Raw genomic sequence first — 21,200 nt, forward strand, 5'->3', positions numbered from 1 at the left:
GTTCATCGCCCGAGGAAGCCCGGCCGACGCCGTTCGAGGAAGGCCGATACGCCTTCGCGGGCGTCGTGGGTTGAGCCGCTGGCGATGATCGAAGAGGCCTCGTCGTCGAGCTGTTCGGCTAGACTGGCCGTGGCGCTGCGGGCGAGCAGGCGCTTGATCCGCCCGAAGCCTGCGGTCGGGCCTACGGCGAGGCTTCTGGCCACGGCAAGGGCTTCCGTCGCGAGCGCTTCGTCGGGCACGACGCGGGTGATCAGCCCGGCGCGCAGGGCTTCGTCGGCGTCGAGCTTGCGGTTGAGATAGGCCATGTCCTGGGTCAGCCGCAGACCGATCAGTCGGGGCAGCCGATGGCTGGCGCCGCCGTCGGGCGACAGGCCGATCGCCGAATAGGCCATCATGTAGCTGCTGCTTTCGCCGCCCAGCACGACGTCGCCGGCGATCGCGAGGCTGAGGCCGCCACCTGCGGCGCTGCCGTTGACCGCGGTGATCACCGGCGCGTCGAACGCTTCGAGCATCTTGAGCCCGTCGTGGAACGCGGTTGCCATCTTGCGCAGGGTCTCGGGCATGTCGGCGCTCTGGGCCATTCCGCGCAGGTCGCCGCCGACGCAGAAGTTGCGGCCCTCGGCCGAGATCAGCACGGCGCGTGTCGTGGCGGGCTCGATCGCGGCGATCGCCCGGGTGAGCGCGGCGATCATCGGCAGGTCGAGCGCATTGCCCGTTTGCGGGCTGTTCAGCCGCAGATGGACGAGGCCTGGCTCTTGGGTGGCGGTCAGCGGACTAGCGGCACTCATGCATCGCCTCCATCGCCAGGCTTACGAGCCGGGGAAAATTGTTCGCGCGCTCGCGGGCATGGGCCGAGGCGGCGGTGCCGCGGATCACCCGCCCCTTGATCCCGTGGAAGATCGCGGCGAGGCGGAAGAAGTTGAAGGCGATGCAGAAACCGTAGTCGGCGAAATTGCCGCGGCCGGTGCGTTCGGCATAGGCGGCGAGGTAGTCGGCTTCGCTCGGGATCCCCAAGGCGCCGAGGTCGGCCCCGCCCAGACCCGCGACGATGTCGGGCGGCATGCGGTACATCATCGCGTGATAGCCGAAGTCGGCCAGCGGATGGCCGAGCGTCGAGAGCTCCCAGTCGAGCACCGCGAGGATGCGCGGCTCGGTCGGGTGGAAGATCATGTTGTCGCAGCGGAAATCGCCGTGGACGATCGACGTCTCGTCGCCCGCAGGAATGGCGGTGGGCAGCCATGCGATCAGCGCGTCCATGCCGGGATCGCGCCCCGCGTCCTGATCCTCCAGGTACTGGCGCGACCAGCGGCTGATCTGGCGGGCGAAGTAGTTGCCGGGCTTGCCGTAGTCGGACAGGCCGATCGCGGCATAGTCTATCGTGTGGAGCCGGGCGATCGCCGCGTTCATCGCGTCGAAATGGGCGGCGCGCTGCTCGCGCTGCACGTCGGGGAAGGTCGCGTCCCAGACAATGCGCCCTTCGACCAGCTCCATCACGTAGAACCAGCTGCCGATCACGCTGTCGTCGGTGCAGAGGCCATGGACGTGGGCGACGGGGAAATCGGCGCGTTCTAGCGCCGAGAGTACGCGCGCCTCGCGATCGACCGCATGGGCGCCCTGGACGAGTTGGCCCGGCGGCTTGCGCCGCAATACGTAGGCGCCGCCCGGCGTGGTCAGCTTATAGGTCGGGTTCGATTGCCCGCCCTTGAACTGCTCGACCGTCAGCGGTCCGCGATAGCCCGCGACATGGGTTTCCATCCAGCGCGCGAGGGCGGCCTCGTCGAAGCGGAACCCTTCGCGCACGGCGGCGCTGCCGGCATTGGCGGCGGTATTGATGGCAGAAGCGCTGGTCATCACTGCGTTCTCCGCCAGTCGCGCTTGATCTTCTTGGCGAGGCTCCATTTGTGGACCTCGGTCGGGCCGTCGTAGATGCGGAACGCGCGGATCTCGCGGAACACCTGCTCGACGATCGTGCGGTCGGTCACGCCCGTGCCGCCCATGACTTGGACGCAGCGATCGGCCACGCGCATCAGCGCCTCGCTGACCGCGACCTTGGCCATCGAGCTTTCGGCCGTGCCCAGCGAGCCGCCGTCGAGCACGCCGGCGCACCAGTCGATCATCAGTTCGGCCTGCTTCAGGTCGATCAGGTTCTCGGCGAGCATGAAGCCGACGCCCTCGTGATCGACCAGCACCTTGCCGAAGGCCTCGCGCTTGCAGGCATAGTCGGTGGCGATCTCGTTCGCGCGGATGCAGGCGCCCAGCCAGCGCATGCAATGCGATAGACGCGCGGGGCTGAGGCGGACCTGCGCATAGGTGAAGCCTTCGCCGGCCTCGCCCAGCATCTGCTCGGCGGGGACGCGCAGGTCGTCGATCGTCAGGGTGGCGTGGCCGCCGGGCATCGAGCTGTCGATCGTGTTCGGCACTTCGTCGATGCGGATCGCCGGGTCGGGCAGGTCGACCAGGAACATGCAGGCGCCCTTGCCGGGTTCGGCTTCTTCCGCGCGCGCCATGACGATGCCGACGCGTGCGCCCGAGGCGCCGGTGATGAAGCTCTTGCGGCCACGGATCACCCAGTCGTCGCCGTCGCGGCGGCAGATCGTCTTCATCATTGAAGGGTCCGATCCCGCGCCGCCTTCCTCGGCAGGCTCGGTCATGAAGAAGGCCGAGCGGGCCTGGCCCGAGACCAGCGGCGCGAGAAAGCGCTCTTTGACCAGCGGTGATCCGACTTTGCCGAGCAGGTACATGTTGCCCTCGTCAGGCGCGGCGGTGTTGCAGGCGAGCGGGCCGAGCGGCGAGAGCCCGGTCGCGATCAGCACCTTGGCGGTCTCGCGCTGGGTGAGGTGGTCACCGCCGGGCAGGATGTGCGGCGTGAGCACCCCGGCCGCGCGGGCCTTCTCGCGCAGCTCGAACACGAGCTCGTCGGTCGGACCCCCGTGATGATCGCGCCGGGGATCGCGCTCGTAGGGCGCCACCACTTCGCGGACGAAGCGCTCGACCCGCGTGGCGATCTCAGCCGTCAGTGCCGGGCCGGCGCCGGCGGGCGGTTGAGCGGAATGGTCTGTCATGCCGAGAGTTCATCCTTTGCGGTAGGGGAGGTCCAATTGCAGAGCGCCACCCGGTAGGTGGCGGCCGCGCCCATGCGGTCGAAGGCCTTCATGACCCGGCGCAGCGAGGCGGGGGGCAGCGGGCGGTGATCGGAGCGCGGCGTCGCCGCGCCGATGCGCTTGAGCGCGCGCAGGAAATCGCCGGCGCCGGCATAGGCGTCGCGCGCGTGCAACTCGCGCGCGGAGAGATTGCCGCCGCGAGGGAACAGGCCCGACAGCGCGTGCAAGCTCGGATAGCGGAGACCACCGGCATCGAGGCCTTCGCGGCGATGGGCTTCTTCCCATTCGGCGAAAGTGCCGTCGAGCAAGGTGCTGAAGGCCAGCGTGCCGCCGGGGGCGAGGAGGTCCGCGAGGCGGGCGAGCGCGGGGCCGAGATCCGCGAACCACTGGAACGCCATGCTCGAGCAGATCAGATCGAAGCTGCCGGGCGTGAGCGACGCGGGCGGGGCGCTGCCGTCGAGCACCGCGAAGGTCAGCGCGGGGGCAGCGGCATGGTCGGCCATCGCCGTGGCGCAGCGACTGACCATGCGCGGGGCGATGTCGGTGACCAGCCAATGCCCGCCGATGCCGCGATCCTGGAGCGCGCGCGTGAGCAGGCCGGTGCCGCAGCCGATTTCAAGCAGGCGCAGCGTATCGCCGCGCGCCGCGACGACTGGCAGCGCGGCAATCCGGTCGGCGAGCGCCTCGGCGACGCGGCGCTGGACTCGGGCGTGCGTCTCGTAGTTCTGCGCTGCGTCGAAGGCTGCCTCGATCCTCGGCCTGGTCTGGTCCGAGCAGATCATCACTCTGTCCCAGCCTTTTCCTGGAGCGCCATCGCGCGCAGGCCCAGCTTGGCGAACAGGACGCCGTCGGCGTCGTCGCCGGCGTTGGGTGCGGTCAGCAGGGTGTCGCCGGTGAAGATCGAGTTGGCACCGGCCAGGAAGCACAGCGCTTGGGTCGATTCGCTCATCGATTCGCGGCCCGCGGAGAGCCGGACCATCGACAGCGGCATGGTGATCCGCGCGACCGCGACGGTGCGGACGAATTCGATCTCGTCGATCTTGGCGAGCGGGGTGTTGGCGAGCATGTTGCCGAGCACCGTGCCTTTGACCGGGACCAGCGCGTTGACGGGCACCGACTGCGGATGCTCGGGCAGGGTGGCGAGCGCGTGGATGAAGCCGACGCGGTCGGGCCGCGTCTCGCCCATGCCGACGATGCCGCCCGAGCAGACGTTCATGCCCGCCTTGCGGACGTTGTCGAGCGTCTCGAGCCGGTCCTCGAAGCTGCGCGTGGTGATCACGTCGGCATACTTCTCGGGGGCGGTGTCGAGGTTGTGGTTGTAGTAGTCGAGCCCGGCGGCGGCGAGCATTTCGGCCTGCTTGCTGGTCAGCATGCCCAGGGTCATGCAGGTTTCCATGCCCATCGCGCGCACGCCGTGGACCATCTCGATGATCGCGGGCATGTCGCGATCCCTGGGATTGCGCCAGGCGGCGCCCATGCAGAAGCGGGTCGAACCCGCGTCCTTGGCGCGCGCGGCGGACTGCAGCACCTGGCGCACGTCCATCAACTTGGTCGCCTTGACGCCGCTGTCGGCCGAGCTCGACTGCGAGCAGTAGCCGCAGTCCTCGGGACAACCGCCGGTCTTGACCGAAAGCAGGGTCGAGAGCTGGACCGCGCCGGCGTCGTGGTTCGCGCGATGAACCTCCGCGGCCCGGAACACCAGTTCGGTGAACGGCAGATCGAACAGCGCCGCAATCTCGTCATGGGTCCAGTCGGTGCGGGTTCCGCCCGTCCGCGGCGAGTCGCGTTCGGCCGCGATTCCACTCGCGTTCGTGCGCGAGGTCGCATCGTGGGTTCGTTCCGGGCGAAAGTCGCGAAACGGTTGATTTTCGAGCATTCCTCTCGTTTCCCTGTCCGCGGCGCAGTTTCATTTTGGCGCCAATTCGATCAAAATCGTCAGACGATATTGACAGACCAGATGCGCCTAGTCCACAAGGAATGACAGAAGAGAGGATCGGGGCTGATGCTTGATTACGTTCGCCTGCTGGAAACGAATAATGCGATCCAGACGATCGGTGACGACACCTATTGGCTCTGCGTGACGCGCACGGTGCAGGAATCGAAACTGTTCCCCGTGCCGTCCTACATGCTGCTGTCGTACCTCTGCTGTTTCTACCGCTATCCCGAGTTGCTTCGGAAGGTCGAGGCGCGGATGAAGGCCGAGGAGGTCGGTGACCGGGCTCGGCTGATGGGCGGCAAGCTCGGCAACCTGTCGGGCTGGTCGATGCCGACCTTCTACCTGCTCGGCCGCGAGATGCTGATCAACTTCGGCATGCTCGGCCCCGAGGATGCGGCGGAGGACGTCGCCTACGTCATGGACTTCTGGCGCCGCTTCAAGCTGGCGCAACAGCGCGAGGACGGGCACCTCAATGCCCGCGAGTTCGGCCAGCGCGTTCAGCACATGCCCGAGCGCCGGATCCAGCGCTTCCATGCCGAGCTGCAGCCCTGCCAGGCCGGCGACCGGCTGAACAACGCGGCGCAGACTTTCCTCGCGACGATCTCGCAGTATGGCTTCCTCGTTTCCTGTGAGAGCCGCTGCGCGCTCAACAATTCGGGCCCCTACAAGCTGGGCGAAGACCGCGAGATGGTCATCCGCGACTTCTCGGACCTGGCCGAGGGCGACTATCCCTGGCTCGACGGCGTCGCGGGCGACATCCCCTTCAGCAACCTGACCGTGACGATGGAAGCGACCGGCGGCCACTTCTACCTGATGGACGACTGGGGTTCCTTCGAATCCCGCCCCGAATTCACCGCCGACAAGCTGACCGGCGTCGGCCTTTACACCACCGACGCCTTGTCCGACGGGTTCGTGCCCGTGGGCATGGGGTCGGCCGACGAATTGGCCGATACCTTCGAGGATCTGACCGAGCGGCTACGCAAGGCCACGGTCGAGCTGTGGAAGCGCATGGCCGGCTGGAGCCGCGACCAGATGATGGACGCGGGCGCGATCGTCTATTTCTCGATGATCAAGGACTTCGCGCACCTGGCCGGCGTTTACGACGTCAACGACTGGATGACGATTGACGTCCGCGCCGACCGCTTTCGCGGCCTGTTCAACGACGAATTCGGCCGCGACTTCTTGGGTGAGATGGTCGGCCTGGTCTCGCTGCCCACGCAGCAGCTCCATTCCTATGCGATGATGCAGCACAACAACAATCCGGTGCGCTACATCTCGCATGTCCCCTACGCGGCGATCGATCGCGGCGCTGACGTGCCCAAGCTCGCGCCGATCGGACCGGGGACCAGCCACCACGCCGCCAAGCAGGACGTCTACACCACCAGCGCGGGCCGGATGCCACTTGCCGAATACAATGCAAGGGCAGCCGAATTCCGTCCCGCGCAGATGGCCGAGCAGTACCGTTTCATCTGCGACACCAAAGCCAAGTACACGCCGAACGACGAGAGGGTGCAGGCGCTCTACCGGCTCGAGCAGGAAGGAACGCCGCTCGCCGGCCGTGGCGCGGGGCTGAGCCGCGCCGATGTCGAAACCAGCCGGAGTGCCAAAGCATGAGCGCGGGCAATAGCCTTTCCGATCTCGAACAACTGATTGAGGACTTCAAACGTTCGGGCCTGCGCGAGCTTCACGCCCGCCATGGCGAGTTCGAGATCTATCTCTCGCAGGATGCCGATGCGCCGGGGCTCGCTGGCCCGCAGGTCGCGGTGACGCGCAAGCCGGCGGCCAAGGCTGCCGCGACTGCGGCGCCCGCCGCACCGGCAGCCCCCGCCAAGGCGGCGTCGACACCGGCAGCGGCCGAGCAGGCCTGGCCCGACGGCTCGGAAGTGATCCGCGCGCCTTATCTCGGCACCTTCTACCGCTCGCCCAAGCCGGGCTCGCCGGCCTATGTCGAGGTCGGCAGCGTGGTCGAGGCCGACAGCGAACTCTGCCTGGTCGAAGTGATGAAGCTGTTCACCACGGTGCGCGCCGGGGTGGCGGGCAAGATCACCCAGGTGCTCGCCAGCGACGGCGAACTGGTTGCGGCCGACCAGCCGCTGTTCGTGATCGCGGCGGCCTGAGGCCATGGCGATCTCCCGCCTCTTCATCGCCAACCGCGGCGAGATCGCGCTGCGCGTGCTGCGGGCCGCGCAGGCGCTCAATCTCGAGACGGTGATCGGCGTTTCGGATGCCGACCGCGAGTCCATGGCCGCGCGGCTGGCTGACCGCCGGCTGGTGCTCGGTCCGGGGCCCGCGGCTAAGAGCTATCTCGACGCGCGCCTCGTGGTCCAGGCGGCCAAGGCCAGCGGCTGTGATGCACTTCATCCTGGTTATGGATTTCTATCCGAACGTGCTGAATTGGCGCGTCTCTGCGATGAGCACGGCATCGTCTTCGTCGGTCCCGAAGCCGATATGATTGACGCCTTGGGCGACAAGCTGCGCGCCCGCGAAATGGCCGCGGCCGCGGGCGTGCCGCTGGTGCCCGGCAGCGGCGAGATCGCCAGCGCCGCCGATGCGCGCAAGGTTGCCGACGAGATCGGCTATCCGGTGCTGCTCAAGGCCTCGGCCGGCGGCGGTGGGCGCGGCATGGTCATCGTCAACGGCCCCAGCGAGGTCGAGGCCGGTTTCAACCGCGCCAGCGCGGAAGCCCTGGCCGCGTTCAACGACGGCACCCTGTTCATGGAGCGCTTTGTGCCCGAGGCGCGCCATGTCGAGGTCCAGCTCGTGGGTGACGGCCAGGGCGAAGTCGTCCACTTCGGTGAGCGCGACTGCTCGGTCCAGCGCCGCTACCAGAAGGTCATCGAGGAGGCGCCCTGCGTCGCCATGCCGGCCGAGCTGCGCGCTCAGTTGCATCAGGCCGCGGTGAACCTCGCCAAGAGCGTCAACTACCGCAACGCCGGCACGGCCGAATTCCTCTACGACGTCACCCGCGGCGAGATCTACTTCATCGAGGTCAACGCGCGTATCCAGGTCGAGCACCCGGTCAGCGAGATGATCACCGGCCGCGATCTCGTGCAGGAACAGCTGCGGATCGCCGGCGGGCAGGGCCTGTCGGTGACGCAGGACCAGATCGTCGCCACGGGCCACGCCATCGAATGCCGGATCAACGCCGAGGATACGCGGCGCGACTTCGTGCCTGTGCCCGGCACGATCACCCGCTGGCGCCCGCCCGAGGGTGAGGGGATCCGGCTCGACAGCCACATTACCGAGGGCGCGAGCATCCCGCCGTTCTACGATTCCATGATCGGCAAGCTGATCGTCCACGCCGATACGCGCGAAAAGGCGATCGACCGGCTGATCGGCGCGCTCGACTCCTTCGAGGTGGAAGGCGTGCCGACCACCATCCCGCTCCACCGCGCGATCCTGCAGGATCCGCGGTTCCGATCGAACACCATCCATACCCGCTGGCTCGAACAGGACCTGTTCGCGAGCCAGCCCCTGGCAGCGGAGTAAGCGCGTGGCGCATATCCAGTTCCTCGACGAAACCCTGCGTGACGGTCAGCAGAGCCTCTGGGGCATGCGCATGCAGGCCGGCATGGCCTTGCCCGTGGCGCCGATCATCGACCAGACCGGCTATCAGATCATCAGCCTGGCCGGCTCCTCGCTGTTCGAAGTGCTGATCCGGCACTGCCAGGAAGATCCCTGGGCCGGGCTCGACATGCTGGTCAAGGCGATGCCCCAAACGCCTCTGCGCGCGGGTTGCCGCTCGAACGGATCAGTGACCTTTGGCTTCACCCCCGATGCGCTGATGGACATCTGGGTCGACCGACTCTGCGCTCACGGCATCCGCAGCTTCTGGCTCTATGACGTGCTGTTCAACATCGACAAGATGCAGCGGCTGGCGAAGCAGGCGAAGAAGTACGATTGCCAGGTCGCGGGGACGATGCTGTTCACGCTCTCGCCCGTCCACGACGATGCCTATTACGCCGACAAGGCGGACAAGCTCTCGGCTCTGCCCGAGGTCGACAGCCTGTTGCTCTACGACACCGGCGGTGTGCTCGATCGCGCGCGCATCTCGACCCTGGTGCCCGCGATCGTCGCCAAGGCGCGCGGCAAGCCGATCGAGATGCATGCCAACAACATGCTCGGCCAGTCGGCCAAGTCTTACATCGATGCCATCGAGTTCGGGGTCACCACGATCCACACCGCGGTGCGGCCGATGGCCAACGGCCCGTCGATCCCCTCGGTCGAAATCATGGCCCGAAACGTCGAGATGCTGGGGCACACGCACAACCTCGACACCAGCAAGTTCGCGCCCGTCGCCGATCACTTCGAGCGCGTCGGCAAGGCCGCCGGCTTCCTGGTCAACCAGCATTTCGAATATGACGTGACCTCGCTCAAGCACCAGATTCCGGGCGGCATGATGGGCACCTTGCGTGCGCAGCTGGTCCAGCAGAACATGCTCGACAAGCTGCCCGACGTGCTCGAGGAAGTCGCCCGCGTGCGCCGCGAGCTCGGCTATCCGGGCATGGCGACGCCGTTCGCCCAGCTCGTCGGCACGCTCGCCGTGCTCAACATCGTCACCGGCAACCGCTATTCGGTCGTGCCCGACGAGGTCATCCAATACGCTGCCGGCTACTACGGCGATCCGGTCGCGCCGATCGATGCCGATGTGATGGACCGCATCATGGCAAAGCCGCGCGCCAAGGAGATCGTCGGCAGCCCGCCCGAGCAGCCCGACCGTGAGGAACTGCATCGCCGCCACGGAACAGCTGGCGACGACGACGAATTGCTCCTGCGCGCGCTGGTGCCGGCGGCGGACCTCGACCGGATGCGCCTGTCGGGCGCGCCGCGGCAGGACTATCCGACGCTGTCCTCGCCCGAGCTCGACCAGGTTTCGCGCCTGCTGCGCGTGGCGAGCCTGCCGATGGTGCAGATGCGCTCGGCCGAACTCGAACTCGTGATGCGGCGCTAGTCGGAGGCTACCGCCATGCGGATGATCGATTTCTTCGATCGCGGCGCCCGCATGGCGCACGATCGGCTCTGCATGATAGAGGGCAATACCAGCCGCACCTACAGCGAGGTGCAACGGCGTAGCAACGCCATTGCAAGGGGGCTGATAGCGGACGGCTTCGCGCCTGGCGCGCATGCCGCAGTGCTCAGCGGCAATTCGATGACCGCCTTCGAGGCGATTCTCGGCGTGCTGCGCGCCGACGGCGTCTGGGTGATGGCCAACAACCGCGCCTCGGTGAGCGAGAACGCCTACCTGCTCGACCTGCTCGATGTCGATACGCTGTTCGTCCATTCGGACCTGGCCGACCGCGTCGAGACTTTCCGCCGCGACTGCCCGAACATCCGGCGCTACGTTGCGATCGATCGGCCGATCGATGGGGCCGACGTCTGGCTCGGCGATCTCGTGATCGAGGGCGACGCGACCATCCCGCAGCGCCGCTCGGGCGCGAGCGAGGAGCTGGGCTTCCTCGCCAATACCGGCGGCACGACGGGGCGCTCGAAGGGCGTCATGCTCAGCAACGGCAACTGGCAGGCGCTGGTCTCCAGCCTCGTCGCCTCGATGCCGATGAAGACCCCGCCGGTGAACCTGGTGGCGGCGCCGATGACCCATGCCGCCGGACCTCTGGCGCTGGCCTCGATGGCCTTGGGTGGCACCGTGGTGGTGCTGCCGGCCTTCGATGCGGGCGCGGTGCTGCAGGCGATCGAACGGCATCGCGTGACCTACATGTTCCTGCCGCCGACCGCGGTCTACATGCTGCTGGCGCATCCCGACGTGCGCAGCGCCGATCTCTCGAGCCTCGAATACATTTCCTACGCCGGTGCGCCGATGTCGCTCGATCGGCTCAAGGAAGCGATCGAAGTGCTCGGGCCGGTGATGAACGCCAGCTTCGGCCAGACCGAGGCGCCAATGTGCGTCACCGCCATGCCGCCGCACGAGCATCTGAACGCAGCGGGCGAACTGGCCCATCCGGGCTCTTGCGGCCGCGCCAACCTGCTGTCGATCGTCGAGATCATGGACGATGCCGGCAATATCCTCCCGCCCGGCGAGCGCGGTGAGATCGTCGTGCGCGGGCCGCTGGTGATGCAGGGCTATTACAAGAACCCCGAGGCGACCGCCGAGGTCTCGACCTTCGGCTGGCACCACACCGGCGACATCGGACTGCGCGATGAAGGCGGCTGGTTCTACGTGGTGGATCGCAAGAAGGACATGATCATCTCGGGCGGGTTCAACGTCTATCCGGCCGAGGTCGAGCAGGCGCTGATGGCCGATCCGCAGGTGCAGGACTGCGCCGTGATCGGCGTGCCCGACGAGAAATGGGGCGAGGCGGTGGTTGCCGTGGTCGAGCCCAAGGCGGGTTGCACGATCGACGTCGCCGCGCTGCTCGCCGCGACGCGCGAAGCGCTCGGGCCGGTCAAGACGCCCAAGGCGATCGAGGTAATGGACCAATTGCCGCGCAGCAATGCCGGCAAGGTGCTGCGCGCCGAGCTACGGAAGCAGCGCTGGGCTGCGGCGGGAAGGACGATCTGATGCGCGATGCCGTGATCCTGGGCATGGGCATGACGCCCTTCGGCCGCCATCTCGACAAAAGCCACGAGCAGCTGACCCAGGCCGCCGTGCGGCTGGCGCTCGAGGACGCCGGCGTCGAGGGGCAGGCGATCGACATGGCGGTCTATGCCAATGTCATCCAGGGCTTCTTCGCCGGCGAGATGTCGATCCCCGGCGAATATGCGCTGCGCCCGCTCGGCATTTCGGGCGTGCGCGCCTTCCATGTCGAAGCGGCCTGCGCCAGCTCGACGATGGGTCTGCATCTCGCCATCGACCACGTCCGCGCCGGGCTCGCCGAAATGGCGCTCGTGGTCGGGGTGGAGAAGCTCTACAGCCAAGACCGCGCCAAGCGCTTCGCCGTGTTCCAGCAGCCGCGCGACATCGAAGAGGCCGAAGGCTATCTCGCGCGCACCCGGGACCTGCTCGAGCCGGTGCCCGAGGGGCTCGATCTCGAAAGTCCCAACGCGCTGATGGAGGCCTATGCCGCGCAGGCGCGGCTGCACATGGCGACCTATGGCACGACCCAGCGCCAGATCGCGGCGGTCGCGGCCAAGGATCACCAGGCCTCGGCGCACAATCCGCTGGCGCAGTACCGCGAGGCGATGAGCGTGGACGAGATCCTCGCCGCGCCGCAGGTCGCCTGGCCGCTGACCAACCCGATGTGCGCGCCGATCAGCGACGGTGCCTCGGCGGCAATCGTCTGCTCGGCCGAACTGGCCAAGCGCTTCTCGGGCGCGGCGATCCGCGTGCTCGCGGCCGAGAGCCAGACGGGCAGCGACCGCGCGCCCGACGACTATGCCAATCACGTGACGAGGCTGGTGTCCACGCGCGCCTACGAGAAAGCGGGGCTGGGACCGGCGGACATGCACGTCGCCGAAGTCCACGATGCCAGTTCGATCGGCGAGATCATCCAGACCGAGGCGCTGGGGCTCTGCGCTCCCGGCGAGGCCGGCGCCGCCGCCGAACGCGGCGAGACCGCGCTGGGCGGGCGTATTCCCGTCAACGGCTCGGGCGGGCTGGTCTCGAAGGGGCATCCGCTCGCGGCGACCGGCATCGGCCAGATCCACGAGCTGGTCACCCAGCTGCGCGGCCGCGCCGGTCCGCGCCAGGTCGAAGGCGCGCGCATCGCCGTGGCCGAGAATTCGGGCGGTTTCTATGGGGTCGAGGACGGCATGTCCGCGGTCACCATTCTCGCGCAGTCATAGAGGATCGTCATGAAGCTGATGCGCTGGGCCATGGCGGGTGCGACCGTCTACGTCATCTATCGCTATTCGATCGGCCGGAAGGGGCCGGGGGCCAAGGTCTTCACGTCTCAGGACGATGTGCCCCAGACGGCCGAGCCGCCCTTGCGCAAACGGCGCTGAGGAAGCGGCCCGACCGCCAGGCGGCCGGGCCACCCCTCGTCAATCTGCGAACAAGCGGTCGAGCCCCGGCATGGCGAGGCGATCGGTCATGTCCAGTTGCAGCGGCGTGATCGACACTTCCTTGTCGAGCGCGGCCTGAAGATCGTTCCCCGGCGCGTGGCCGCCTTCGGGGTGTTCGATCTTGATCCAGTAGTAGGGGATGTGCCGCTCATCGACGCGGCGGATCGGGCGGAAGGCGCCGGGCGGACGCAGGCCCTGGGTCGTCGTGCGGATGCCGCGCACCTCTTCGGGCGGGCAGTCGGGGAAGTTGACGTTGACGAACATGCCGGGGCGCCATTCGGCGCGCAGCAGCTTCTCGATCACCTCTCCGGCGAAGGCTTCCGCCGTGGCCCAGTTGGGCTGGTTGGGCGGCCGGAAGACCTGGCTGAGCGCGATGGCGGGAATGCCCAGCATCGCGCCTTCCATCGCGGCCGAGGCCGTACCCGAATAGGTGATGTCCTCGGCCAGGTTCGGGCCACGGTTGATGCCCGACACGATGATGTCGGGGCGCCGGTCGGGGATGAGGTCGTGGACGCCCAGCAGCGCGCAGTCGGTGGGCGTGCCCTTGACCGCGAAATGACGCTCGTCGCGCTGGCGGACGCGGATTGGGTGATAGGTCGACATCGAGTGACCGGCGCCCGAGCGTTCCTCGTCGGGAGCGATCACCCAGACGTCATCGGTGAAACGGCGCACGATCTTCTCGAGCAGGACGATGCCCGGTCCGTCGATGCCGTCATCGTTGACGATCAGGACGCGGGGTGGGGCGGCTGACATGGGCATTCCTCTTCCCAATGGCTGGTCCTCTTCCGCTACGCTGTCACAATTAATCGGTCAATATCGTCGGACGATTTCATCCAAAAATGTTGACAGGCGATCCGGGAATCGGCAAATCTGGGGAAACAGCACGAGGGAAGAGGGTGTGACCTCCGATAAATTGCCGATCGACGATGCGCTCCATGTTCGGCCGCCGGCTTCGCCGCTGGTCGAGGCGGCGCTGGACCTCATCAAGGAGCGGGTGCGCCTGCGGCTGCGCGAGTCCGGAATGAGCTGGGAAGAGTTCGTCTTTTCGGGCTCAGACCGGCTGGTGACGGCGGCCGATATCGCTTCGGTAGAGAGCGCAATCCTGGGCTCGGGCTATCGCTTCGACTGGTCTTCGCGGACCTCCGTGACCGAGCGTCCCGAGGCCTACAAACCGCTCGCCGGGGCCGAGGAGCAGGATGCGGGCTTCGCCCATCCCGAAGCGCCCTCGGCCGAACCGGACGAGGCGGGGCGGGCCCTGCGCGGCGTCGGCGATAATGTCGTTCGTTATCCGGCCGACGTCAGCGGCAAGGCGCTCTACGTGCGGTCGAACGAGCGGGTGCTCGAACTGCTCACGGGCGGCGTGCCCGCCGGATCGATCGCCATCATCGACGACTCGGGCGGTACCCTGACCGCACCGATCATAGATCAGTTCACCGGCGTCATCTGCGCGGGCGGCAGCGTCCGCTCGCATCTCGGCATCCTGACGCGCGAGTACAACATCCCCTGCCTGATGAACGCCAAGGTCACCGGTATCCGCGAGGGTGACCGCATCGCCATCGAGGCGACGGCCGAGGCCAAGACCACCGAGGACTATCAGCAGGGCGTCGAAAGAGTCGGCCGGGTCTGGCTACTTGAGGAGGCAGGCCGATGAACGATCGCGATCTCGTTTTCCATGCCACCGCGATCAAGCGCCACGCGCCGCCCGCGGCCATCGCCGGCCTGGCAGGGGTGTCTGAGGCCACGGCGCGCGCCGAGCTCGACGCTGCCGTCGCCGCGGGCAGGGCGTTCGAGGCCAAGGGCGCCTATGCGCTGACCCCGCTCGCCGGTGTCGCGCTGCACGCCCGCTATGCCCGCCATTTCGCCGATCTGCGTAGCGATGCCGCTTTCGTCGGCGCCTATGAGGGCTTTGAGCGGATCAACGTCACGCTCAAGCAGATCATCACCGACTGGCAGACGCTCGACGTCGGCGGCGCCAAGATCGCCAACGACCACCGCGACAAGGCGCACGACGCGGCGGTGATCGACCGGCTGGGCGGACTGCACGAGCAGGCCGAGCCGATCCTGGCACGCCTGGCGGGCAAGCTGCCGCGGCTGCGCTACTATGCCGACAAGCTGCTCGCGGCGCTCGAAGCGTCGGAGGACGGCGATCCAGAATGGGTCAGCGATATCCGCCGCGATTCCTATCACACCGTCTGGTTCGAGCTGCACGAGGAGCTGCTGCGGATCATGGGCCGCGAGCGCGAGGAATAGACATGACGAACTGGACGATCCTGCTCGACGGCAGCGGCATTCCCGACCGCGCTGTCATCGGCGGCAAAGCCTGGTCGATCGCGCGGATGGCCGCGCTCGGCCTCGATGTGCCGCCCGCCTTCGTCATCTCGACCAAGGCCTGCCTCGCCTATTTGGAAAACGGAGACTTCCTCCCGGGCCTCGTCGACGAGGTCGAGCAGGGCATTGCCTGGCTCGAAGCGCGCGCCGGGCGCCGCTTCGGCGCTGGCGACCAGCGCCTGCTCCTGTCGGTGCGCTCGGGCGCGGCGGTCTCGATGCCCGGCATGATGGACACCGTGCTCAACCTGGGCATCGACGACGCCGGCGAAGCCGCGCTCGCGAGCGAGACCGGGCTGCCCGATTTCGCGCGCGACACCCACCGCCGCTTCCTCGAACTCTACAGCGCGATCGTGCTCAAGGCGCCGGTCGAGCTCGAGCGCATGGGCGATCCCGCCGCCTGGCGCGGCGCGGTGAGCGCCGCCGGCGGCGAAGTGCCGGGCGACGTGCGCAGCCAGCTGCTCGGCGCGATCCGCGCGGTCTTCGAGAGCTGGAACACGCGCCGCGCCAAACGCTATCGCGAGCACAATGGCATCCCGCACGACATGGGCACCGCGGTCACCGTCCAGGCGATGGTCTTCGGCAATCTCGACGAGGAGAGCGGCACCGGCGTGCTGTTTAGCCGCAATCCGCTGGCAGGCGAGCCCGTGCCTTATGGCGAATACCTGCCGCGCGCCCAGGGCGAAGACGTCGTCTCGGGCAAGTTCACGCCTTTGCCGCTCGATGCCATGCGCGATCACGCGCCGCAGGCCCATGCCGAGCTGCTGGCGGCCAGCGACCTGCTCGAGCGCGAGAACGGCGACGTTCAGGACATCGAATTCACCGTCCAGTCGGGCCGGCTCTATCTGCTGCAATCGCGCTCGGCCAAACGCGCGCCGGCGGCGGCGGTGCGCATCGCCGTCGACATGGTCGCCGAAGGGCGGATCGATCCCGCTACCGCGCTGTCGCGCGTCAGCGCCGAACAGGTCGCGACCTTGCTGTTGCCGCGCCTCGCCAATGGCGCCGCGGATAATGCCGAGATCGCCGCGCAGGGCGAGGGCGCCTGTCCCGGCGTCGCCAGCGGCGTACTCGTTGCCGACGCCGACGAGGCCGAGCGCCGTGCCGCCGCGGGTGAAGCGGTGATCCTGGTTCGCGCCACCACCAGCCCGGATGACGTCCACGGCATGATCGCCGCCAAGGGCGTGGTGACCGAGCAGGGTGGTTCCACCTCGCACGCCGCGGTCGTCAGCCGCGCGTTGGGTCGGCCTTGCGTGGTCGGTGTCGGCGTGGGTGCGGTGGCGCGCGCCGGGCAGATCGTCACGATTGATGGCGCTGCGGGCAAGGTCTACCTCGGCGCGCTGCCCACCGAACGGCCGCGTGAGGCCGACGACGCGCAGCTCGCGCGTTTGATCGAATGGGCGCGTGAGCGCAGTTCGGTTGCGGTGATCGCGCCCGAGAGCGCGCCGGCGGGCGAGGGGGTCGACGTCGACTTGCTGCTGGCCGACGGCTCGCTGGAAAGCCTGGGCGATGCGCTCGCCGGCAAGGCGTCGGTGCGCGGCTCGGGTCTCGCCAATCCCGAGATCGCCCGCGCGGCCCGCCGCGCCGGCGTCACGACCATGATTACCGAGCCGGTGCTGCCCGCGCTGCTCGTCGCGCTGGAGGGCTGAGGCATGTATTCCGATATCCAGGAAATCCGCGCGCTGCTGCTCCAGTTCGAGCGTTCGCGGCTCAAGGACATGTACCTCAAGGCCGGCGACTGGGCGGTGTTCATGGCCCGGCTCGAAGGCGCGGGCAATCCGATGCTCGCGCCTGTCCTCGCGGGCGAGGAACTGGCGGACCAGCCTGAAGCCAGCGCGCATGTCACCGCCGCCAAGGCGCCGCATCTGGGCTTGTTCGAGCCGGCCTGCGCCGTGGGCGACGTCGTCGCCGCGGGCGCGGTGATCGGCGCGATCGACGTGCTCGGGCGCCGCACCGAGGTGACCAGCACGGCAACCGGCACGGTGGTTGCGCTCAGCGCTGCCGCCCTCGTCGAATATGCCGACAGCTTGATGGAACTCGCGGCCGCAGCCTGACCCCCGATCTGCGGCACGAGAAAGGCCCGCCCCTGGAGAAGGGGCGGGCCTTTTTATTGATCGTTGCGGGTGGGGAGGAGGTGGAGCCCGTTCCGGGTGGGGTGCTGGGGGGAAAGGGAACGGGCTCCGTGCTCAGCCGGCTGTCATGGCGCGGCGTTCGAGCAATCCGACATAGGCGGGCAGGACCGCGCCGAAGGCCTGGAAGCGCGGATCGGCGATGCGACCGCTGTTGAACAGGTGCGCGCCGACCGAGATGATCGCTGCGACCTTGGCCTGGCCGAGCACGGCGTAGCGCTGGACGTCGACCGCGGTGCGGCCCGTGCCCTTTTCCCACTCGGCGACCATCCGTTCGGGCGACCACCAGCCGGGCAGTTCGAAGCCGGCATTGGCGAGCGAGGCTTCGCCCTGGTCATGGAACATCAGGATATAGCCGAGGTCGAGCAACGGCTCGGAGATCTGCGCCATTTCCCAGTCGAGCAGCGCGGTCAGCCGGCCGCGATCCCACAGGCAGTTGCCGTGCTTGGGATCGCCGTGGACCGGCGTCGCCGGGCCCGAGCTGCGCGGCGGGCGCTGGGCCAGATCCTCGAGCACCGCGACCAGCACCGGCATGGACTCGGCGCCGCGCGCGACGTCGAGCCAGTGCTGGGCTTCCTCCTGCACGGTCCGCCTGCCTGCGGGCATCGCCGCGACGGGCATGGTGTGCAGGCTCATGACCGCGTCGAACCACTGCCGGCAGACGCGCTCGGCGCCGTTGACGGGATCGGTGGCCAGCCAGTCGGGCACGCTATATTCGAAGGCCTCGCCCGAGACCTTGCCCATCAGGAAGAACGGATCGCCGAGCACTTCGGGATCGGCGCAGAGCTCGAGCATCGGTGGCAGCGGGACCTGCGGCGCCGAGCCGGCCACGGCCGACAGCACCTGGTGCTGTCGGACCATGTCGTAGGGCGGCAGCAGGCCTTCTTCCGAGGGGGGCATGCGCAGCACCTCGTCCAGCCCCTCGACGAGATAGGTCTCGTTCGAGTGGCCGGCCGAAAGCGTCGTAACGCCGGTGATCCGGTCACCTCGCGGCAACCAATCGCGCAGCCCCTGGGCGAGCCTTTCGGTATCGCGCGCCATAGCTCAGACCAGCGAGTTCGCGGCGGTCAGCCCGAGTTCGGGATGCTCGCCGTGGATGATGGTCTCCATGATGCCGTAGCCTACCGAGTCGCCCTCGGTGACGCGGATCGGGCAGTCACGGAGCTGGCGGATGCGCTTGAGCGTCTCCCGGTCCAGCGTGTTGTCGAACTTCTCGCCCTCCAGCGTCAGCGGCCCGTGCCACGAACCGTGCTTGCGACCGTCGAAGCCCAGGTAAAGGCCGGGCCCGAGGTGGACGCCCGAAGTGCCCATGACTTCGACCTCGATCGTATGCGAGCCGCCCTGAAGCATGTCGAAGTGGACGCGGCCGCCGAGCAGGCGCCGGGTGGTGTCGTCGAAGCGCAGTTCGGGACGGACGCGCGCAACCTTCTCCTGCGTCCCGTCGGGAAGATTGCGATAGCCCGAGGAATAGAAGATGCGGCCCTGCTTCGACTGGAAGTAGAAGTGATAGGCGGTCTTCTCGCCCGTGGGCGAAACCAGCATGAACGGGCTCCAGAGCAGCACGAATTCGCCGTCGCCGAACTTGACGTCGCCGAAGTTCGACGTGGGCCGAACGTCGGCGTTGTGCGCGCCGACGTCGAGGCGCGTGCCCCAGCTATGATCGCGATATTCGGTCCATTCCTCGGGCCGGATCTCGATCCGCTCGCCTTCCAGTTCGAGCCAGCCCGAAGGCGTGCCGATCTGATGGTAGCGGATGACGTCGGAGCCGATGCGGAAGCCATCGCTTTCGCGCTGCTTGTGGCGGTCCTCGAAGAACGGCGGCATCTCGGCCGTGAAGGTGATGTCGTAGGCGATCGGCTGGAGATCGTTCTTCGCCAACGCGAAGCGGACCTGCTTCAGCGGTTCGATGACTTCGTAAGTCAACGGGCCCACTTCGGTGACCAACGGATCGTCACGCAGTTCGCGATTGGCGCGCACGGTCCACTGTTCGGCCCCGCGCGAGACCGCGGCCCAGCCGTCGAGCACGCCTCGGTTGTGATAGCGGCCCAGGCCGAAGTCGATGCCCAGCGCGCCGTCCTTGCGCACAATGGCGGTCCAGATCTTCTCGGTCCAGCTCAGCTCCGACGTTGACACCGAGGCGAAGGTGTCGACGATTTGGTGGTTCAAGTATTCATCGAGCGCGGTGATCATGCCGATGTCTTCCATCGCGTTTCGCACGAAGCGGACTGGTACGTTGCGCAGCAGTGCATCCATCTTTCAGACTCCTCTCAAGGCGCGGCGTCGCTGCCGAGCTCGCTAAATTGCAGCACGGGCACGACGTCGGTGTAGTTGGGAATGTCGGCGAACAGACGTTCGCCGCAGTGCTCCATGGCGCTGTCGAACTGGCCGCGCGTGGCGAAGACCATTTCCGAAATCGCCCAGAAGGCGGGTGGGGTTCCGTCGAGTGCGGAAAGGCCGAGCGTCGTCCGGATCTCGCTGAGGCCGAAGGGCTCCAGCAGGTTCCGGGCGAAGGGCTCATGCCGCTCGGCATAGTAGCACGCATCGAAGCGGCTGCCGTCCGAGTTCGGGTAGAGGGCCGAAACGCGAATCATCCTCAGCCTTTCCGATACCTCTCTTGTCCCGTTCGAATTGCTAAAACCGTCTGACGATTTCGTCTAGTCATTTTTACCGACGGTATGGCAACGGGAGCGGCGATCGGCCGTTTTGCGTACACATTGCGACGCCATTTCAAGGAATATGGGCGCGTTTATTGCTCGGTTTGGGAGGGATTCGCGGCGGCGCTGTCACGTGCGGCGGCCACGCCTCGCGGGCTGGCGGCGCGCGGGAAGGGGCTAGGAGCTGAAGCTCGGGAAGGCATCCGAGGGCAGTTCCTCGATCGTGTCGCGCGTTCCGGTGAAATGCTTCTGCACGGCACGCTCTGCAGCGCTCGCATTGCCATCGACCACGGCCTTGGCGATGCGGGTATAGCCCGAGGCGTGGCGATTTCGCTGTTTCTCGGACTGGATCGCTTCGATCTGCGCGCGGAACAGGTCGGTGCGGGTGAGGGGCATGGCGCGCTCCAGCTCCTGGTTGCCGCCGATGCGAACCAAGGTCGAATAGAACACGCGACGGCATTCGAGGTACTGGCCACGGTTGTGGCTGCGATTGGCCTCGTCGGTCGCATTGGCGGCGGCTAGCATCATCTCGCGCTTCTCGTCGGTGTCGCACTGGGCTGCTGCGAGTCGGGCGGCTAGGCGGGCGAGGGGCTCCAGCACTTCGAGCAGGTCGAGCACCGACTTGCGATCGAGCGAGGCGATATAGGCGCCGCGAAACCGGTTGAGCGTGACGATGCCGGCGGCGGCGAGGTGCTTGAGTGCCTCGCGCAAGGAGCCGCGGCTAATGCCGAGTCGGCGAGTCAGATCGGGTTCGACCAGGTGCTGGCCGGGCACGAAGGCGCCCGAACGAATGCCGCGGATGATCGCGTCCGCCACTTTGTCGGCGGCGCTGCCGAGACCGCCATCGGTCGCCTCGGTTTCGGCGTCGGCCGCATCCTCCCGTTCCTCAATCTGCTTCTTCGATCTGCCGGCCATGTCGCGCGTCGCCCTGGAAATTTCCCAATTCCGTAACTCCATTCGTCAGCCTCGTCCATGCTGCAAACCAAATAATCGGGCGGTACCATCACACGAAATCGTCTAACGATATTGACAGACCTCTGTTGATGTGGGAGTTCAATGAGCAAGGCGGCGGAACGAATCCGCTCGAATTCAGGGAAGT

Annotated in this window: 21 protein-coding genes; 11 read left to right on the forward strand and 10 right to left on the reverse strand. The window is 67.5% G+C overall.

Annotated features, from left to right (window positions below; all coding sequences use genetic code 11):
* Positions 1 to 2 precede the first annotated feature (2 nt).
* Genes WG901_RS19650 through bioB form a run of 5 tightly spaced genes read right to left on the reverse strand, consistent with a single transcriptional unit; the run spans position 3 to position 4,977 of the window.
* Positions 3 to 788, reverse strand: coding sequence for an enoyl-CoA hydratase/isomerase family protein (locus WG901_RS19650; protein WP_339588813.1), 786 nt, complete (start codon positions 786 to 788; stop codon positions 3 to 5).
* Positions 775 to 1,851 (reverse strand): phosphotransferase family protein, encoded by a 1,077-nt coding sequence (locus tag WG901_RS19655; protein WP_339588814.1) that lies wholly within the window; start codon positions 1,849 to 1,851, stop codon positions 775 to 777. Before WG901_RS19655 ends, WG901_RS19650 begins: the two co-directional genes overlap by 14 nt.
* On the reverse strand, positions 1,851 to 3,062 hold the full coding sequence (locus tag WG901_RS19660; protein WP_339588815.1) for an acyl-CoA dehydrogenase family protein: 1,212 nt from the start codon (positions 3,060 to 3,062) through the stop codon (positions 1,851 to 1,853). The genes WG901_RS19655 and WG901_RS19660 overlap by 1 nt, the downstream gene beginning before the upstream one ends.
* Complete coding sequence (locus WG901_RS19665; RefSeq protein ID WP_339588816.1) at positions 3,059 to 3,883, reverse strand: methyltransferase; 825 nt, start codon at positions 3,881 to 3,883, stop codon at positions 3,059 to 3,061. Before WG901_RS19665 ends, WG901_RS19660 begins: the two co-directional genes overlap by 4 nt.
* Positions 3,883 to 4,977, reverse strand: coding sequence for a biotin synthase BioB (bioB, locus tag WG901_RS19670; RefSeq protein ID WP_339588817.1), 1,095 nt, complete (start codon positions 4,975 to 4,977; stop codon positions 3,883 to 3,885). The genes WG901_RS19665 and bioB overlap by 1 nt, the downstream gene beginning before the upstream one ends.
* Positions 4,978 to 5,103: 126 nt before the next feature.
* On the opposite strand from bioB, the gene WG901_RS19675 reads away from it, so the two are divergent.
* Genes WG901_RS19675 through WG901_RS19705 form a run of 7 tightly spaced genes read left to right on the forward strand, consistent with a single transcriptional unit; the run spans position 5,104 to position 12,936 of the window.
* Positions 5,104 to 6,651, forward strand: coding sequence for a hypothetical protein (locus WG901_RS19675; RefSeq protein WP_339588818.1), 1,548 nt, complete (start codon positions 5,104 to 5,106; stop codon positions 6,649 to 6,651).
* Positions 6,648 to 7,154 (forward strand): acetyl-CoA carboxylase biotin carboxyl carrier protein, encoded by a 507-nt coding sequence (accB, locus tag WG901_RS19680; RefSeq protein ID WP_339588819.1) that lies wholly within the window; start codon positions 6,648 to 6,650, stop codon positions 7,152 to 7,154. The genes WG901_RS19675 and accB overlap by 4 nt, the downstream gene beginning before the upstream one ends.
* A gap of 4 nt (positions 7,155 to 7,158) precedes the next feature.
* On the forward strand, positions 7,159 to 8,526 hold the full coding sequence (locus tag WG901_RS19685; RefSeq protein WP_339588820.1) for an acetyl-CoA carboxylase biotin carboxylase subunit: 1,368 nt from the start codon (positions 7,159 to 7,161) through the stop codon (positions 8,524 to 8,526).
* Positions 8,527 to 8,530: 4 nt separating this feature from the next.
* A complete protein-coding gene (locus WG901_RS19690; protein WP_339588821.1) occupies positions 8,531 to 9,988 on the forward strand; it encodes a pyruvate carboxylase in 1,458 nt (485 codons plus the stop codon).
* A 15-nt stretch (positions 9,989 to 10,003) separates the two neighbouring features.
* A complete protein-coding gene (locus WG901_RS19695; RefSeq protein WP_339588822.1) occupies positions 10,004 to 11,554 on the forward strand; it encodes a class I adenylate-forming enzyme family protein in 1,551 nt (516 codons plus the stop codon).
* On the forward strand, positions 11,554 to 12,777 hold the full coding sequence (locus WG901_RS19700; protein ID WP_339588823.1) for a thiolase family protein: 1,224 nt from the start codon (positions 11,554 to 11,556) through the stop codon (positions 12,775 to 12,777). The genes WG901_RS19695 and WG901_RS19700 overlap by 1 nt, the downstream gene beginning before the upstream one ends.
* A 9-nt stretch (positions 12,778 to 12,786) precedes the next feature.
* Entirely contained in the window at positions 12,787 to 12,936 is a 150-nt protein-coding gene (locus WG901_RS19705; RefSeq protein ID WP_339588824.1) for a hypothetical protein, read from the forward strand.
* Between the two features lie 39 nt (positions 12,937 to 12,975).
* On the opposite strand, the gene surE is transcribed toward WG901_RS19705, so the two are convergent.
* Positions 12,976 to 13,749 (reverse strand): 5'/3'-nucleotidase SurE, encoded by a 774-nt coding sequence (gene surE / locus WG901_RS19710; protein ID WP_339588825.1) that lies wholly within the window; start codon positions 13,747 to 13,749, stop codon positions 12,976 to 12,978.
* A 145-nt stretch (positions 13,750 to 13,894) separates the two neighbouring features.
* Between surE and WG901_RS19715 the strand changes: the two genes are divergently transcribed.
* The 4 genes from WG901_RS19715 to WG901_RS19730 are packed head-to-tail and all read left to right on the forward strand — an operon-like array spanning position 13,895 to position 17,372.
* The gene (locus WG901_RS19715) at positions 13,895 to 14,647 is read left to right on the forward strand and encodes a PEP-utilizing enzyme (RefSeq protein WP_339588826.1); all 753 of its coding nucleotides are present in this window, start codon (positions 13,895 to 13,897) and stop codon (positions 14,645 to 14,647) included.
* Positions 14,644 to 15,246: a hypothetical protein gene (locus WG901_RS19720; protein ID WP_339588827.1), complete on the forward strand. Its 603-nt coding sequence runs from the start codon at positions 14,644 to 14,646 to the stop codon at positions 15,244 to 15,246. The genes WG901_RS19715 and WG901_RS19720 overlap by 4 nt, the downstream gene beginning before the upstream one ends.
* Positions 15,247 to 15,248: 2 nt before the next feature.
* Entirely contained in the window at positions 15,249 to 16,967 is a 1,719-nt protein-coding gene (locus WG901_RS19725) for a pyruvate, phosphate dikinase (protein ID WP_339588828.1), read from the forward strand.
* A 3-nt stretch (positions 16,968 to 16,970) separates the two neighbouring features.
* The gene (locus WG901_RS19730; RefSeq protein ID WP_339588829.1) at positions 16,971 to 17,372 is read left to right on the forward strand and encodes a hypothetical protein; all 402 of its coding nucleotides are present in this window, start codon (positions 16,971 to 16,973) and stop codon (positions 17,370 to 17,372) included.
* Between the two features lie 132 nt (positions 17,373 to 17,504).
* Here the strand turns inward: WG901_RS19730 and WG901_RS19735 are convergent, their stop codons facing one another.
* From WG901_RS19735 to WG901_RS19750, 4 genes are all read right to left on the reverse strand, one after another.
* Positions 17,505 to 18,488, reverse strand: coding sequence for a phosphotransferase family protein (locus WG901_RS19735; RefSeq protein WP_339588830.1), 984 nt, complete (start codon positions 18,486 to 18,488; stop codon positions 17,505 to 17,507).
* Between the two features lie 3 nt (positions 18,489 to 18,491).
* Positions 18,492 to 19,700, reverse strand: a complete 1,209-nt coding sequence (locus WG901_RS19740; protein ID WP_339588831.1) for an Rv3169 family protein — start codon at positions 19,698 to 19,700, stop codon at positions 18,492 to 18,494.
* A 14-nt stretch (positions 19,701 to 19,714) separates the two neighbouring features.
* On the reverse strand, positions 19,715 to 20,038 hold the full coding sequence (locus WG901_RS19745) for an EthD family reductase (RefSeq protein ID WP_339588832.1): 324 nt from the start codon (positions 20,036 to 20,038) through the stop codon (positions 19,715 to 19,717).
* A 240-nt stretch (positions 20,039 to 20,278) separates the two neighbouring features.
* Positions 20,279 to 21,016 carry a GntR family transcriptional regulator gene (locus WG901_RS19750; RefSeq protein WP_339588833.1) on the reverse strand — a complete coding sequence of 246 codons (738 nt, stop codon included), beginning with the start codon at positions 21,014 to 21,016 and terminating at the stop codon, positions 20,279 to 20,281.
* Positions 21,017 to 21,200: the final 184 nt, after the last annotated feature.

This window comes from Novosphingobium anseongense (assembly GCF_037482895.1).
GTDB lineage: Bacteria > Pseudomonadota > Alphaproteobacteria > Sphingomonadales > Sphingomonadaceae > Novosphingobium > Novosphingobium anseongense.

Bases quoted from the DNA above. Each gene is read 5' to 3' on its own strand.
- WG901_RS19650 (WP_339588813.1), bottom strand. From the start codon at position 788: ATGAGTGCCGCTAGTCCGCTGACCGCCACCCAAGAGCCAGGCCTCGTC.
- WG901_RS19655 (WP_339588814.1), bottom strand. From the start codon at position 1,851: ATGACCAGCGCTTCTGCCATCAATACCGCCGCCAATGCCGGCAGCGCC.
- WG901_RS19660 (WP_339588815.1), bottom strand. From the start codon at position 3,062: ATGACAGACCATTCCGCTCAACCGCCCGCCGGCGCCGGCCCGGCACTG.
- WG901_RS19665 (WP_339588816.1), bottom strand. From the start codon at position 3,883: ATGATCTGCTCGGACCAGACCAGGCCGAGGATCGAGGCAGCCTTCGAC.
- bioB (WP_339588817.1), bottom strand. From the start codon at position 4,977: ATGCTCGAAAATCAACCGTTTCGCGACTTTCGCCCGGAACGAACCCAC.
- WG901_RS19675 (WP_339588818.1), top strand. From the start codon at position 5,104: ATGCTTGATTACGTTCGCCTGCTGGAAACGAATAATGCGATCCAGACG.
- accB (WP_339588819.1), top strand. From the start codon at position 6,648: ATGAGCGCGGGCAATAGCCTTTCCGATCTCGAACAACTGATTGAGGAC.
- WG901_RS19685 (WP_339588820.1), top strand. From the start codon at position 7,159: ATGGCGATCTCCCGCCTCTTCATCGCCAACCGCGGCGAGATCGCGCTG.
- WG901_RS19695 (WP_339588822.1), top strand. From the start codon at position 10,004: ATGCGGATGATCGATTTCTTCGATCGCGGCGCCCGCATGGCGCACGAT.
- WG901_RS19700 (WP_339588823.1), top strand. From the start codon at position 11,554: ATGCGCGATGCCGTGATCCTGGGCATGGGCATGACGCCCTTCGGCCGC.
- WG901_RS19705 (WP_339588824.1), top strand. From the start codon at position 12,787: ATGAAGCTGATGCGCTGGGCCATGGCGGGTGCGACCGTCTACGTCATC.
- surE (WP_339588825.1), bottom strand. From the start codon at position 13,749: ATGTCAGCCGCCCCACCCCGCGTCCTGATCGTCAACGATGACGGCATC.
- WG901_RS19720 (WP_339588827.1), top strand. From the start codon at position 14,644: ATGAACGATCGCGATCTCGTTTTCCATGCCACCGCGATCAAGCGCCAC.
- WG901_RS19725 (WP_339588828.1), top strand. From the start codon at position 15,249: ATGACGAACTGGACGATCCTGCTCGACGGCAGCGGCATTCCCGACCGC.
- WG901_RS19730 (WP_339588829.1), top strand. From the start codon at position 16,971: ATGTATTCCGATATCCAGGAAATCCGCGCGCTGCTGCTCCAGTTCGAG.
- WG901_RS19735 (WP_339588830.1), bottom strand. From the start codon at position 18,488: ATGGCGCGCGATACCGAAAGGCTCGCCCAGGGGCTGCGCGATTGGTTG.
- WG901_RS19740 (WP_339588831.1), bottom strand. From the start codon at position 19,700: ATGGATGCACTGCTGCGCAACGTACCAGTCCGCTTCGTGCGAAACGCG.
- WG901_RS19745 (WP_339588832.1), bottom strand. From the start codon at position 20,038: ATGATTCGCGTTTCGGCCCTCTACCCGAACTCGGACGGCAGCCGCTTC.
- WG901_RS19750 (WP_339588833.1), bottom strand. From the start codon at position 21,016: ATGGCCGGCAGATCGAAGAAGCAGATTGAGGAACGGGAGGATGCGGCC.